Source organism: Mesorhizobium sp. NFR06, from assembly GCF_900115245.1.
Taxonomy (GTDB): domain Bacteria; phylum Pseudomonadota; class Alphaproteobacteria; order Rhizobiales; family Rhizobiaceae; genus Mesorhizobium.
The window spans coordinates 72055-86332 of the sequence record NZ_FOVT01000004.1; the positions used below are offsets into that span (position 1 = coordinate 72055).

General features: G+C 65.9%; 13 protein-coding genes. 7 read left to right on the top strand and 6 right to left on the bottom strand.

Annotated elements, in window-relative coordinates; all coding sequences use genetic code 11:
• Positions 1–59 precede the first annotated feature (59 nt).
• From F3H96_RS09260 to tsaD, 3 genes are read right to left on the bottom strand one after another with little or no spacing between them, the layout of a single operon-like run.
• The gene (locus F3H96_RS09260) at positions 60–356 is read right to left on the bottom strand and encodes a YciI-like protein (protein ID WP_149791643.1); all 297 of its coding nucleotides are present in this window, start codon (positions 354–356) and stop codon (positions 60–62) included.
• Positions 357–374: 18 nt separating this feature from the next.
• Positions 375–1385 (bottom strand): NAD(P)H-dependent glycerol-3-phosphate dehydrogenase, encoded by a 1011-nt coding sequence (locus F3H96_RS09265; protein ID WP_149791644.1) that lies wholly within the window; start codon positions 1383–1385, stop codon positions 375–377.
• Positions 1382–2467 carry a tRNA (adenosine(37)-N6)-threonylcarbamoyltransferase complex transferase subunit TsaD gene (gene tsaD / locus F3H96_RS09270; RefSeq protein WP_188131346.1) on the bottom strand — a complete coding sequence of 362 codons (1086 nt, stop codon included), beginning with the start codon at positions 2465–2467 and terminating at the stop codon, positions 1382–1384. The genes F3H96_RS09265 and tsaD overlap by 4 nt, the downstream gene beginning before the upstream one ends.
• 100 nt (positions 2468–2567) lie before the next feature.
• Here tsaD and hemC point away from each other — a divergent pair, with 100 nt between their 5' ends.
• The 7 genes from hemC to F3H96_RS09305 all read left to right on the top strand — a co-directional run bounded on the left by hemC (position 2568) and on the right by F3H96_RS09305 (position 8967).
• Positions 2568–3491 carry a hydroxymethylbilane synthase gene (gene hemC / locus F3H96_RS09275; RefSeq protein WP_149791645.1) on the top strand — a complete coding sequence of 308 codons (924 nt, stop codon included), beginning with the start codon at positions 2568–2570 and terminating at the stop codon, positions 3489–3491.
• A 1-nt stretch (position 3492) separates the two neighbouring features.
• Complete coding sequence (locus F3H96_RS09280; RefSeq protein WP_149791646.1) at positions 3493–4206, top strand: uroporphyrinogen-III synthase; 714 nt, start codon at positions 3493–3495, stop codon at positions 4204–4206.
• Positions 4207–4306: 100 nt separating this feature from the next.
• Positions 4307–5773 carry a COG4223 family protein gene (locus F3H96_RS09285; protein WP_149791647.1) on the top strand — a complete coding sequence of 489 codons (1467 nt, stop codon included), beginning with the start codon at positions 4307–4309 and terminating at the stop codon, positions 5771–5773.
• Between the two features lie 10 nt (positions 5774–5783).
• Positions 5784–7346, top strand: a complete 1563-nt coding sequence (locus tag F3H96_RS09290) for a heme biosynthesis protein HemY (protein ID WP_149791648.1) — start codon at positions 5784–5786, stop codon at positions 7344–7346.
• Positions 7347–7411: 65 nt separating this feature from the next.
• Positions 7412–7891: a TerB family tellurite resistance protein gene (locus F3H96_RS09295; protein ID WP_149791649.1), complete on the top strand. Its 480-nt coding sequence runs from the start codon at positions 7412–7414 to the stop codon at positions 7889–7891.
• 14 nt (positions 7892–7905) lie between these two features.
• Positions 7906–8622 carry a glutamine amidotransferase gene (locus F3H96_RS09300; RefSeq protein ID WP_149791650.1) on the top strand — a complete coding sequence of 239 codons (717 nt, stop codon included), beginning with the start codon at positions 7906–7908 and terminating at the stop codon, positions 8620–8622.
• Between the two features lie 96 nt (positions 8623–8718).
• Positions 8719–8967: a hypothetical protein gene (locus tag F3H96_RS09305; protein WP_149791651.1), complete on the top strand. Its 249-nt coding sequence runs from the start codon at positions 8719–8721 to the stop codon at positions 8965–8967.
• A gap of 220 nt (positions 8968–9187) precedes the next feature.
• Here the strand turns inward: F3H96_RS09305 and F3H96_RS09310 are convergent, their stop codons facing one another.
• From F3H96_RS09310 to F3H96_RS09320, 3 genes are all read right to left on the bottom strand, one after another.
• Positions 9188–11425 carry an adenylate/guanylate cyclase domain-containing protein gene (locus tag F3H96_RS09310; RefSeq protein WP_149791652.1) on the bottom strand — a complete coding sequence of 746 codons (2238 nt, stop codon included), beginning with the start codon at positions 11423–11425 and terminating at the stop codon, positions 9188–9190.
• Between the two features lie 318 nt (positions 11426–11743).
• Positions 11744–12982: an MFS transporter gene (locus F3H96_RS09315; RefSeq protein ID WP_149791653.1), complete on the bottom strand. Its 1239-nt coding sequence runs from the start codon at positions 12980–12982 to the stop codon at positions 11744–11746.
• A 153-nt stretch (positions 12983–13135) separates the two neighbouring features.
• Positions 13136–14236, bottom strand: coding sequence for an aminotransferase class I/II-fold pyridoxal phosphate-dependent enzyme (locus F3H96_RS09320; protein WP_149791654.1), 1101 nt, complete (start codon positions 14234–14236; stop codon positions 13136–13138).
• Positions 14237–14278: the final 42 nt, after the last annotated feature.

Below are 14278 nucleotides of genomic sequence, written 5' to 3' on the forward strand. Positions count from 1 at the left end.
TGTCCCGGTCGACATTACCCTTACCCTCTCGCCGTTCCAACGGCGAGAGCAGCCAACGATCATGCGCCGACAGGCTTCTGGAACACCCAGTTCCATGCCCGGATTTCGACGCTTTCGAACAGGCCGGCCCTGGCATAGGGATCGGCGGCGGCCAGAGCTTGCGCCCCGGCCATATCCGGTGCCTCGACCATCACCAGGCTGCCGTCGGGCTTGCCGTCGGCGTCGAGGAAGGGGCCCGCAAAGGCAAGCCTGCCTTCGCCGATCAGGCCCTCCAGGAACGCCGCGTGCGCCGGCCGCGTGTCGATACGCAGCTGCAGGCTGCCCGGCTTGTCCTTGCAAATCAACGCAAACAGCATCTTGGAAACTCCGATGGTTCAGATGTCGGTTTCGGTTTTCAGCGGCCTCGTCATCAGCGCGGTCACGGCCTGGCCGATGGTCACCTTGCCGTCGAGGATGGCGGCGACGGCGGAAATGATCGGCGCCTCGATCTGGCGCTCGGCGGCGATGCGGGCGGCAATGGCCGCCGTCGGCACGCCTTCGGCCAGGGGCATGCCGGCAAGCGGCTTGCCCTGGCCGAGCGCCAGGCCATAGGCGAAGTTGCGCGACTGCGCCGAGGAACAGGTAAGCAGCAGGTCGCCGAGGCCGGAAAGCCCCATCAGCGTCTCCGGCCGGGCGCCGAAGGCGGCGCCGATGCGGCGCAATTCGACGAAGCCGCGCGTCACCATGGCGGCCTGGGCGCTGGCGCCGAGCCCGGCGCCGGTGACGGCGCCGGCGGCAATGGCAAAGACGTTCTTCAGCGCGCCGCCGATCTCGACGCCAATCAGGTCGTCGCTGGAATAGCAGCGCAGGTTCTGCGCCGAAAAGCGGACGGCAAGCTCGGCCGCCAATTCCGCCTCGCGAGCGGCGACCACCACGGCGGTCGGCAGGCCGCGCGCGACGTCGCTGGCAAAGCTCGGTCCGGACAACGCGGCCACCGGATTGCTCGGCAGGCTTTCCGCGACGATCGTCGACAGCAAGGCGCCTGTGTCGCGCTCGATGCCCTTGGCGCAAAGCACCAGCGGGACGCCTTGAGGCACATGGCCAGCGGCTGAGGCAAGCACCGCACGCAGCGACTGTGCCGGCGTCACCGCCAGGACGCAGTCGGCGCCGCCGAGCGCGGCGCCAATATTGCTCGTGGCGACGATGCCCGGCTCGATCGCGATGCCGGGCAGGTAGCGCGGGTTCTCGCCGCGATCGATGGCGGCCACGGTCTCGTCGTCGCGCGCGTAAAGCCGTACGAAATGGCCGGCACGCAGCATGGCGAGCGCCAGCGCCGTGCCCCAGGCGCCGCCGCCCAGCACGGCGACGCGCCATCCGCTCGCAGGCTTCTTGCCGTTCCCGGTCATGCCTTGGCACCGCGCCGGCCGGAGCCGACCAAAGGAGCAGAAACACTGTCCAGCGGCCAGCGCGAGCGCGGGACGAAGTCGGCGCCATTCTCCCCCGCCATGCCGGCGCGCAGCCGCTCGATGCCAGCCCAGGCGATCATCGCCGCGTTGTCGGTGCAAAGCTTTTGCGGCGGCGCGACGAATTGAAAGCCGGCTTCGGAACAGAGCGCTTCGAGCGTTGCCTTGATCGTGCGATTTGCGGCAACGCCACCGGCGACGACCAGTGCCGGATTCGCCTGGTCCGGGAACTCCTGGCCGAAGCGGGCGAGCGCTCGCGCGACGCGGTCGCCCAGCGCGTCGGCCACCGCTGCCTGGAAGGAGGCGCAGATGTCGGCGACATCCCGGTCGCTGAGCGGCGCGATTGCCGTCGCAGCCTGCCGCACCGCCGTCTTCAGCCCCGAGAAGGAGAAATCCGGCTGCGCCGAGCCTTTCATCGGGCGCGGGAAGGCAAAGCGGCTCGCGTCGCCCTTGGCCGCCACCTTCTCGACATTCGGTCCGCCCGGATAGGGCAGGCCAAGCATCTTGGCCGTCTTGTCGAAGGCTTCGCCGAGCGCATCGTCGATGGTGGTTGCCCATCGCTGGTAATCGCCGACGCCGCGTACCGCGACGATCTGGGTGTGGCCACCGGAGACGAGCAGAAGAAGGTAGGGAAAGTCGAGACCGTCGGTCAGCCGCGCGGTGAGCGCGTGGCCTTCGAGGTGGTTGATGGCAATCATCGGCTTGTTCGCGGCGGCGGCGATCGCCTTGGCAGTCATCAGTCCGACGATCAGACCGCCGACGAGGCCCGGCCCGGCGGTCGCGGCGATGGCGTCGATCTCATCTAGCGAGACGGCCGAATCGCCAAGCGCCGCCTCAACGATGCCGTCCAGCGCCTCGACATGGGCGCGCGCGGCAATCTCGGGCACGACGCCGCCAAAGGCGGCGTGTTCCTCGATCTGGCTCAGCACCACGTTGGACAGGATTTCGGGCGCGGAATCGCCATCCAGCGCCACGACGCTGGCCGCCGTCTCGTCGCAGCTCGTCTCTATGCCCAGAACGCGGATCAATTCGTCGCTGTCCTCGAAGATTGTGTCGTCGGTCTTTCCTATATAGGACAAGGCCGGCCAGGCTTTGCCTGCCGGGGGTTATCACGGACCGCGCGCCATGCAAACTTTGAAAATCGGAACACGCGGCAGCCCGCTGGCGCTTGCCCAGGCACATGAGACGCGGGCGCGGCTGATGAAGGCGCATGGCTTGCCCGAGCATGCGTTCGAAGTGGTGCCCATCTCGACCAGCGGCGACCGCATCCAGGACCGGCCGCTGTCGGAGGCCGGCGGCAAGGGCCTGTTCACCAAGGAGATCGAGGAGGCGCTGCTCGACGGCCGCATCGACATCGCCGTGCATTCGTCGAAGGACATGCCGACGGTGCTCCCCGAGGGACTGGAGCTTGCCACCTTCCTGCCGCGCGAGGACGCGCGCGACGCTTTCATCGGCAAGAGGGTGAAGCGGATCGTCGACCTGCCGCATGGAGCCATCGTCGGCTCGTCATCGCTGCGACGCCAGGCGCTGATCCGCCGCACGCGGCCGGACCTCAACGTGGTGATCTTCCGCGGCAACGTGCAGACGAGGCTGCGCAAGCTGGACGAGGGCGTCGCCGAAGGCACCATCCTCGCCTATGCCGGGCTGAAACGGCTCGGGCTCGAAAATGTCGTCACCGACCTGATGCCGCTGGACGCTTTCCCGCCGGCGCCGGGGCAGGGCGCGATCGGCATCGAAACCCGCATCGGTGACCGCGACGTCGAGAGAATGCTTAACGCGATCCATCACGTGCCGACCGGCCAGGCCTTGGCCTGCGAACGCGCCTTTCTCGCCGCGCTCGACGGCTCGTGCCGCACGCCGATCGCCGGCCATGCGACGGTATCGGGCGAAAGACTGTCCTTCGCCGGCCTGATCATTTCGCCTGACGGCACGGAATCGCATGAGGTCGGGCTGGAAGGCGAAGCCGCTTACGCGGCGGAAATCGGCGCGGATGCCGCGCGGGCGGTGCGCGCCCGGGCCGGCGCGAAATTTTTCGACGGCTGGGCCTGACATGGTCCGCGTCCTGGTGACGAGGCCGGAGCCTGGCGCGTCGCGCACGGCACGACGCCTCGAAGCCTTGGGATTTCAGCCGATCCTGCTGCCTTTGACCGAAACGAGCGCATTGTCCGTCGAGGCGACCATCGCGGCCGATGCCGTCGCGGTCGCCGTCACCAGCGCCAATGCGGTGCGTCATGCGTCGAGCGCGCTGATAGCACCGCTTGTGAGCCTGCCTTGCCACGCGGTGGGAAAGAGAACGGCCGAGGCCTGCCGTGCGGCCGGATTTTCCACGGTCCAGACGGGTCAGGGCGACGCCGAAGCCCTGGCTGGGGCCATCGCCGGTGGCCTTGCCGGCAAGGCAATCGTCTATTTGTGCGGCCGCGTCCGCTTCCCGGTGTTCGAGCAGCGACTGGCGGCGGCAGGCGTGCGCGTCCAGGCGATCGAGACCTACGACACGACCGCAATCGACTATCGCGATGCCGACGTGCTCGCCCGCCTGTCGGGCCGGCCGGTCGAGGCGGTGTTGCTTTATTCGGCCAAGGCAAGCATGGAGCTGGTCGGCCTGGTTGCACGGCCAGCCCTGCGGCATGTCTTTGAAAAGACCCAATTCTTGTCGCTTTCGGGGCGTGTCGCCAAGCCGCTGGACGGGGTTGTTCCTCAATCGATCCGCATCGCACCGCGACCCGAGGAAGAGGCGCTGCTGGCGCTTTTGTCGCTGCCCGGCTGAGCCGCGTCATCACACCGCCCCTTTTCACCGCTTGGTGATGTGCTAGAGCATCCCCTGGACCCTTTGAACCATCCTCAAGTCAGTTCGCGGAGCCCAAAGCATGGTGAAGACGCCGAAGATGCGACATTCGAAAACCCGGCGCGAGCCGGCCACTATCGAACTCGAGCCCGGCGCCGTCTCTCGAATCAACGACGAGGAAGCCGCCAAGGCCGAGGCCAATGCCGGGCAGACCGACGAGGCAAAGGCGGAAGAAGCCGTCGCCGCTTCGCAACCGGAGGCTCCGGAAGAGCCGATCCATGCCGAGCAGGCCGATATCGAGCCGTGGGAGCATAGCGATGCTTCGCGGGCAGGGGCCGACAAGCCTGAAGCCCACAGCAAGGACGAGCCGGAGGCGCCGTATCCCGGCGGGTCCGACGCGCCGAAGAGCCAGCCCCAGGGTTTCGGCTACAATTTCGAGGACGCATCCGCGGCCGGCGCCAGCGCCTCGACGTCGAAGGCTAGCGAGACACGGAGCGAAGATCGCGTGCCGCAGCCATCGCGCAAAGCCGGCGTCAACGCCATCGCCGCCGGCGTCATCGGCGGCGTGATCGCCCTTGCCGGCGGCGGCCTGCTGCAGGCGGTCGGCCTGCTCGGCGCGCCGGGATCGAACGGAGGATCGCTCGATGGCGTCAATGGCGAGATCGCTTCGTTGAAGAGCGAGGTCGCGGCGCTGAAGGAAAGCGACGATACCGGCGCCTCCGCCAAGGTCGACGGGCTTTCGTCGGCGCTAGAGCAGGTCAAGGCCGATGTGGCCGCGCTGAAATCCTCGGCCGGGCAAGGCGGCGACGGCGCGGCGCTGAAGGCGCTGAGCGACAAGGTCGGCCAGATCGAGACGAGCGTTGCCAATCTGCAGAAGACCGGCAATGCCGCCCCGGTCGATCTCGCTCCGCTCAATGAGAAACTTGCGGGGCTCGACGCGCTGGCGAAATCGACGGGCGACGCGGTCAAGGCCGAGGACGGCCGGGTGGCGGCGCTGGAGCAATCCGTGGCGCAGCTCTCGGGCAAGGTCGAGGCGCAGGCGTCGCAGCCCAAGATCGCGCTGGCGATCGCCGCCTCGGCACTGAAGGCAGCGCTCGATCGCGGCGCGCCGTTCGCGACCGAGCTCAATACTTTCGCCGCCATCGCACCGGACGCGCCCGAACTTTCGGCGCTGCGGTCCTATGCCGAGAAAGGCGTCCCGACACGCGCCACCATCGCTTCGGAGGCCGATGCCGCCGCCAATGCCATGGTCGAGGCGGCGACCCCGGTCGACCAGAATGCCGGCTTCTTCCAGAGCCTGGTGTCGAGCGCGAAATCGTTGGTTCAGGTGCGGCCGGTCGGCGCCGTCGAAGGCAAGGGAGCGCCGGAAACCGTCGCCCGCATGGAAGTGGCGGTCAACCAGGGCGATTACGCCAAGGCGCTCGGCGAATACGACACGCTGCCGGACGCCGTAAAGGCCGCCGGCGCTGATTTTGCCGGCAAACTGAAGGCACGGCTCGACGTCGAAAAGCAGATCGACGCGCTGGTTGCCAGTGCGATGAAGGCATGAGGACCGCTCGATGATCCGCATCCTCGTCTTCCTCGCCGTGGTCTTCGCGCTGGGACTTGGCTTTGCCTGGCTGGCGGATCGTCCGGGCGACATGGTCGTCACCTTCGACGGCTACCAATACCAGGTCTCGCTGATGGTGGCGGCGGTGGCGGTCGTGGCGGTCGTCGCCGCGGTGATGATCGTCTGGTGGCTGATCAAGTCGCTGTGGAACAGCCCCCACACGATCTCGCGCTATTTCCGGGTGCGCCGCCGCGACCGCGGCTACCAGGCGCTGTCGACAGGCATGATCGCGGCCGGGGCCGGCGACGGCGCGCTGGCGCGCAAGAAGACCAAGGAAGCGGCGAAGCTGATCAGATCGGATCAGGAGCCGCTGATCAACCTGCTCGACGCGCAAGCCTCCCTGCTCGAGGGCGATCATGAAAGCGCGCGCGAGAAATTCGAGCGCATGCTCGACGACCCGGAGATGCGGCTGCTCGGCCTGCGCGGCCTTTATCTGGAGGCCGAGCGCCTCGGCGACCGCAACGCCGCGCGCCACTATGCCGGCCGCGCGGCGGCCGTGGCGCCGCAGCTTGCCTGGGCAGCGGAATCGACGCTCGAGGAACTGACCGAGCGCGGCGACTGGGACGGCGCGCTGAAATTGGTCGAGGCGCAGAAATCGACAAAGCAGATCGAGCGCGATGCCGCCAACCGCCGCCGCGCCGTTCTGCTCACCGCCAAGGCGCAGGCGCTGGTCGACAGCGACCCGACCGCGGCCCGCGCCGCGGCGATCGAAGCCAACAAGCTGGCGCCCGAGTTCGCGCCGGCGGCGGTCATCGCCGCCGATATGGTTTTCCGGCAAAGCGATGTGCGCAAGGGTTCCAAGATCCTGGAAACTGCCTGGAAGGCCGAACCGCATCCGGACATCGCCGAACTCTACACCCATGCAAGGTCGGGCGATGCCGTGCTCGACCGGCTCAACCGGGCGAAGAAGCTGCAGGAATTGAAGAAGAACCACGCCGAGTCGTCCATGGCCGTGGCGCGCGCGGCGCTCGATGCGCGGGATTTCGCCACCGCGCGCCGCGAAGCGGAAGCCGCGATCCGCATGGACCGCCGCGAAGGCGCCTACCTTCTGCTCGCCGATGTCGAGGAGGCCGAGACCGGCGACCAGGGCAAGGTGCGGCAGCTGCTGTCGAAGGCGGTGCGTGCGCCGCGCGATCCGGCTTGGGTGGCGGATGGCGTCGTCTCCGAGCGCTGGGCGCCGGTGTCGCCGGTCACCGGCAAGCTCGACGCCTTCACCTGGCGCGCGCCGATGGAGCGGCTTGGCCATCTGATCGACAGCGAGGCGGATCTCCCGGTGCCCGTGATCGCCGCCGCTCCCGCGGCGGAGGCAAAGGCGATCGACATCGTCGCCGATGGCCCGGCCGAGAAGCCGGCGCCGGCGAATGGCGGCGAGAAGGATGTGGCGGTTGCCGACGCGGCCGGCGAGGCGCAAGCCGTTGAGCAGGGTTCGGAGTTGCCGCGTTTGCCGGACGATCCGGGCGTCGCGCCGGAAGAGCAAGCGGAAAAATCGCCGCGCCGGTTTCGTTTGTTTTGAGGCCGGACTTGACGGCCAGAGAAGACTCGGCGGACAGAGATTTGGCGGGCAGGGAAAAGGTATCGATGTTCGAGCGTGTATTGTCCTTCCTGAGGGATCTGCCGGCCCGCGGCGAGGCCAAGCCGAGCCCCGACGATCCGCGCGTCGCGGCCTCGGCGCTGCTCTACCATGTGATGAACGCCGACGGCGTGCGCCAGGATGTCGAATGGGAGCGGTTCAAGCAGATCCTGGCCGAGACCTATTCGGTGAGCGGCGAGGAGCTCGATGCGCTGGCCGCGGCCGGCGAGCGCGCCGACAATGAGGCGATCGACCTCTATGCCTTCACCAGCGTGCTCAAGCGCGACCTCGACGCGGAAGCGCGCAAGGCCTTCATCGGCCTGATGTGGGAAATCGTCTATGCGGACGGCGAGTTGGACGAGCTCGAGGACAACACCGTCTGGCGGGTCGCCGAACTGATCGGCGTCGAGCGCCGGGACCGTATCGAGGCGCGCCGCAAGGCCGCGGCCGAGGCGCCGGGCGCGCGCGGAACGTCGAGCGACGAATAGGAATTCGCCGGCCCATGCCACCCAGACCGAGGCCGAGACCAAAAATCCTGATCGTGCTGCATCAGGAGACTTCGAGCCCCGGCCGCGTCGGCCATATGCTTCTGGAAGAGGGTTTTGATCTCGACATCCGCCGGCCGCCATTAGGCGACGCGCTGCCCTGCACGCTGGACGATCATGCCGGCGCCGTTATCTTCGGCGGCCCGATGAGCGCCAATGACGAGGACGATTTCGTCCGCCGCGAGACCGATTGGCTCGAAATCCCGCTCCGGGAGAACCGCCCCTTTCTCGGCATCTGCCTCGGCGCGCAGATGCTCGCCAACCATCTCGGCGGCAAGGTCGAGGGCCATGGCGAGGGACTGGTCGAGATCGGCTGGTATCCGCTCAAGGCGACCGACGCCGGCAGGAAATTGCTGCATTGGCCGGAGATGGTCTACCAGTTCCACCGCGAGGGCTTTTCGCTGCCGAAGGAAGCGACGCTGCTGGCGACGGCGGAAACCTATCCCAACCAGGCCTTCCGCTATGGCGAGAACGCATGGGGCATCCAGTTCCATGGCGAGCTGACTCGCGCGATGATGCAGCGCTGGGTGGTGCGCGGCGCGCATCGCTTCGAACTGCCCGGCGCGCAGCCCGGCCGCGACCATCTCGGCGGACGGCTGATCTGGGACCTGCACCTCAAGCGCTGGCTCGGCGAATTCCTACAGCTGATCTTCGGCAGGCCGGCTGTGGGATAGGACAAAAGCCGTTGCCCTGAGCGGCAGTCTCGTCGGTATCGGCGGAGCCGCGAATCTGTGCTAAGCCGCCGCCCAATCAATCGAAGGACGACACCTGTGAGCGAACCCACCGTGGCCGACGCGACCGAAAATATCTATGCCTCACTCCGAGCGGACAATGCCGACATCGACGCCCATATTGCGACACTCAAGGCAGCGCTGACGAGAGAGGGGAAAAAACAGGCGGTGTTCGATCCGACTAGGTTGGCGCAGAACAACCGCTCCGGTCGCAAGCTGATGCAGGCCTATTTTCGGCAGCGCGGCGTTAGCGTGAGTTTTTCGGAGTGGAAGAGCCCGCGCGGGTGATCTCAAGCGCGCTGGTCGGCCGGTCTGGCGGTTAGCCATCTTGACGTCGGGACTGCGCCCAACTGCGGTCGCTCTGTTGGAATTCGCCGTTACCTCAGAGCGGACGTTATCAGCGGGAAGTTGTTGGTCGCTGTAGCGCCAATTGTCGACGTTTGCAGTTATGCCAACAACGTCGCGTCTACTCGGCAAGCAGACTTACGGCCTTGCGGCATTTGGGAGTTCACCTGACGACCGAAAACTCGAACTGGTCCCAGCGGTAAACGGCCTTGTATTCGTCGTCGCGCCCCGGCGTCCTGAACACATTGCGATAAATTGCTCCACAGCTTGTCAGCTCTCTGGGAAAGGCATTGCACAGGAAATTGCCTTGCACCCAGGAGGTTCCTGAGCGGGTTCTCTGGCCAACTGTTTCGCTGACGGCGCCGTCGACCGAGGTTGTGCGCTGCATCGGCAGGAACGTGGGCATTACCAATTTTCCGCGCGTTTCGTGCCCGAACATGAGAGACTTTATTTCCGCCCCTGTGAGCCGGTCCTTCGGATTCATGCCTGCCTTTGCCAATGCCGACAGCTCTGGCACACCTGCCTTGGTCAGCCCGGCCAAAAGGCGTTCGATATCGGCCGTATTCTTGAACACCATGGAATCCTGGGTCATCAACTGGCTCGGCTCCCATTCCCATCTCCGCGCAACAACCTTCCTAAGCGTTTCCAAAGCCGCCGCGGCCTGGTCTGTGCGCCCAAGATGCCCATAAGCCGAAATAAGGACCTGCAGGGCATAAAATTTCGCCCGTGGATCGGCCGATATAAGGTCCATCTTCTCGATAGAGCGAACCGCGTCCTCAAACTTCTCCTGGCCGAACTCGGCCAGTCCGGCTTGGTAGCGCCTGTAGTCCATCCACGAGTTTGGGTCGACGCGCGCAGCCGCATCGAGATAGCTAAGCACTTGCTTCGGCCTGCCGTTGAAATTCAGAGCATTGGCCAGCGAGAGATAATTCCAAGTATCGCTGGGATCGAGCGCCACCGACTTCAGAAGAACGGTAACTGCGTCGTCCGAGTCGTGCTCGCGGACCATCAACTCGGCGACGAGCTGATAGTAGCCCGGCGAAGGATCCCTGGCCGCCGCTTCCAGGGTTTCATAGATCTTGCCCTGGGCCACGTCGGTCGTAAGCCCCATTACTACGACCCGAGCGACATCCGCGTCCCAATAGGCCCAGGCGAGCTGGGCGTACGCCGCGCCGAAATCGGGGTCGAGTTGCACGGCTTGCTGGAAATACTTCACAGCCTGCGCAAACTCCTCGGGCGTGTTGATACGGTTGTAGATGTCCATCCCCTTGAGATAGGCCTCATAGGCCTCGGGATTACTGGTGCCTCCGGCCCGGGTAGCCGGCGCGCCGCTCACCAGGCGGAGCTGGAGCGCACCCGCGATGCTGCTGACAACCCTGTCCTGCAGCGCGAATACGTCCGCCCACCGGCCGTCGAAACGCTCCGCCCAGAGATGTCTGGAAGTCCCGCCATCGATTAGCTGCGCATTGATGCGCATGTCGTCGCCTACGCGGCGAATCGAGCCTTTCAGCAGGTACCGGACGCCCAATGCCGCCGCTATCTCCTCCGGCTTCGGGTCCTTGTCCTTGTAAGCGGAGGCCGCGTTGGGGGAGAAGACGAAAAGACCCGGCACACGCGCCAGTGCGGTCGTCAGATCCTCAGTGAAGCCGTCGGCGAGATATTCTTGTTCCTTGTCGTCGCTGAGATTGTCGAAGGGCAGGACGACTAGCGAGGGCCGAGCGTCGGCTGCCTCGCTGACGGTCGGAACGGCAGGCTGTGCAGGCCTCTCCCATCGCTGCCACCATGCTGCTGCAAGGCCGAGAGCCAGGACGAGAATTCCCGCCGCGGCCGGAAAACGCCAGCCGCGCGGCTGGCGGGGAGCATGGAGGGCCTTGCCCGCTGCCGCTGGATTGAGCAGTACGCGATAGGCCCGAACTGTTTCGGTGATATTCTTGACCCTCTGTTCGCCCATTGACTCAAATGTGAACGCCAGCTTCCTCTCGACCTCCTTGGCCACTTTTCCCGAGACGCAGATGCCGCCTGGCTCCGCCAACTGCTGAAGTCTGGCCGCGATGTTGACCCCATCGCCATACCGGTCGTCGCCGTCAACGATCACCTCGCCGAGGTTGATCCCGATCCGCACCTGAATCTGTTCCGCTTCGGGAAGCGAGGCGTTGCGCTCGGACAGGCCGCGTTGCAGCGACACTGCACATTCGACGGCATCGACGACACTGCCGAATTCGGCCAGCATCCCATCGCCCATCAGCTTGAAGATATGGCCGTGGTGGCGAGCAATTTCGGGTTCGAACAGTTCTTTGCGCCCGGCACGAAGGCGTTCGAATGTACCGGCCTCATCGCGCTCCATCAGAGCCGAATAGCCCACTACATCTGCGGCTAAAATCGCGGAAAGCTTGCGATCCATTGTCGGCCTCGCCCCAGCGGATCATAGTATTGGTTGTTCTGAAAGGAAACCGACCTCACCAGCAAATCCCTTCTTCCGCACGTTTGATGGACCGCTGATACGGCGAGGTGTAACCAATGTCGTAGTCACCACATTCGAGACATTAGAGCTTGCCTGCCGGAATGGCTCGTTTGGGTCAGGTCACGACGATGTTCGCGACGACCTGAATGTCTGCTCTCTTGTATCCCAGCCCCAAGCTGCCAGTCCGCACTCGGCCCCATCTCAGTCGTCGTCGGCGAAGGCCGATCGCCTCTCCAGCGGGTTAGGTCCGGCGCCCAATCAGTTGCGGCTGTTCAGATGCCGGACCCGCCGCAGCGCCGGGAACAGATAGGCCCACAGGCCGGCGACCGCGACGGCGCCGATGCCGCCGACCACCACAGCAGGAACCGTGCCGATCAGCGCCGCCATGGTGCCGGCGCGGAATTCGCCGACCTCGTTGGAGGCGCCGACGAAGACCTGGTTGACGGCGTTGACGCGGCCGCGCACCTCGTCGGGCGTCCAAAGCTGGATCAGCGTCTCGCGAATGTAGACGCTGAACATGTCGGTGGCGCCGAGCAGAGCCAGCGCCACGATCGACAGCCAGGTGATGGTCGAGAGGCCGAACAGCACCGTGAAGGCGCCGAACAAGGCGACGAAGCCCAGCATGATCCTGCCGGCATGGTCGCGGATCGGGTGGCCGGCGAGCCAGACGGCGACGCAGATGGCGCCGATGCCGGGTGCGGAGCGCAGCAGGCCGAGCCCCCACGGTCCGAGTTCCAGGATGTCGCGCGCGTAGACCGGTAGCAGCGCCGAGGCGCCCGACAGGAGCACGGCGAACAGGTCGAGCGAGATCGCGCCAAGCACGATCTTCTCGCCCCAGATATAGCCGAAGCCGGCAAACAGCGTCTGCATCGTCGGCTTGTCGGTGGCCGTCCGCTGCCCCGGCTTGGGAATGGTGAGGACGAGCACCGCCGCGGCCAGCATCAGAATGGCGGCGGTGGCGTAGGCCACCTCGGCCGAGACGCCGTAGAGCAGGCCGCCGGCGACCGGGCCGACAATGGTCGCCGTCTGCCAGGCGGACGAATTCCAAGCAATCGCGTTGGCGAAATCCTCCTGCGGCACCAGGTTGGCGAACAGCGAGGACGAGGCCGGTCCGTAGAAGGCGCGGGCAATGCCGAACATCGCCAGCACGGCGAAGATCGGCAGCGGGCCGGTCAGGATGCGCAGGGTCAAAAGCAGCAGAACCAACGCGCAACCGGCCTCGATCAGCGTCGCCAAGGTCATGATCAGCCGGCGGCCGAAGCGGTCGGCAACGACACCGGTGACCAGCACCAGAAGCAGCGAGGGCAGGAACTGGACGATACCGACAATGCCGAGGTCGAACGGGTCGCGGGTCAGGTCATAGACCTGCCAGCCGACGGCGACCGACACGATCATGGTGGCGAAAGTGGTGAGGAAGCGCGCCGTCCAGTAGCTGAGGAACGGCCGATGGCGGAACGCGGCGTAGCGCTGGTCAGGTGAAGTTGCTTCGACGGTCATGATCTGAGGCCCCGTTGTGACAATGGCCGGCGGGGCACTTCCACGGTGGGCGCTGGTCCGGCCGCAACCCTTTAGCTCAGTTCGTCATGCCGCGCGCGCAAAAAATCCGCGCTGAATCGAGGAAAATCGAAATTCTCTGCTCCGACAAGGGGTTCACCCCCTCAAAGCGGCCGAGATGGCCGCCAGCCCACCGCGCAGCGCCGCTTCCGTCGGCCAGCCGAAGCCGAGGCGGAAGAAGCGCTTCGGCATCTCGAACCAGTGGCCGGGACCGACATAGGTGCCGTGTTCCTCCAGCAGCCTGGTGTAGAACCTGTCCAGATCGAAGCCGGCATCGACCTCGAGCCGCGGGAAACCGACGACGCCGCCCTGCGGCCGCACCCAGTCGACCAGCTTCTCGTCGTCGATCCAGGCCTGGACGATGTCGCGGCGCCTGGACATCTCCGGCAGCAGCGCCGCCAGGAAGGCTTCGCGACGCTCGAGCGTGGCGCGGGCGATCGCCTCGTCGATGACGCTGCCGCAGATGCCGATCTGCTCCTTGGCGGCGAGGAACGTCTCCTGCAATTGCGGATCCCGGGTCACCAGCCAGCCGATGCGGATGCCTGGGATGCCAAAGGCCTTCGACAGCGAACAGACGCTGATCGCGCTTGGGCTGAGCGAGGCCGCCGGGGGCAGGCGCTCGCCATAGCAGAGATCGCGGTAGGTTTCGTCGACCAGCAGGCGGCAGCGGTGTCTCTCGGCAAGGGCAATCAGCGCCTCGAGATCGGCGCGCGCCATCATCGTGCCGGTCGGGTTGTGCGGGCAGGTGACGCTGATCAGCTTCGTGTTTGGCCGCATTTGTGCCTTCACGTGGTCGATGTCGATGGCAAAACCCCGGTCGAAATCAAGATCGACATAGGAGATGGCGCAGCCGATCGCTTTCGGCGTCTCGATGTTGGTGGCGTAGTTCGGCCGCACGACGACGAGATGGTCGTTGGCCGACAGCAGCGAGGTGGCGACGATGAACAGCGCGCCGGCCGCCCCCGCGGTCACCAGCACGTCATCGGGAGAAAGGCCCTTGTCCTGCGCCGCGATCAGCGCGCGCAAGTCCTTGTCGCCGCGATGCTCGCCATAGAACAGGGTGAGGTCGGGCAGCGTCAGACCGATGTCGGAGAGCTTCTGGTCGGCGATCGAGCTCTCGGAGAGGTTATAGCGGATGCGGTCGTAACCGTATTCCTCCGGCGCCTCTTTCTCGATCACCATCCTGGCGTAGTTCATGGCCATGCTCCCCCGGCTGTCTGGTGTAATCAAAGCCATAAA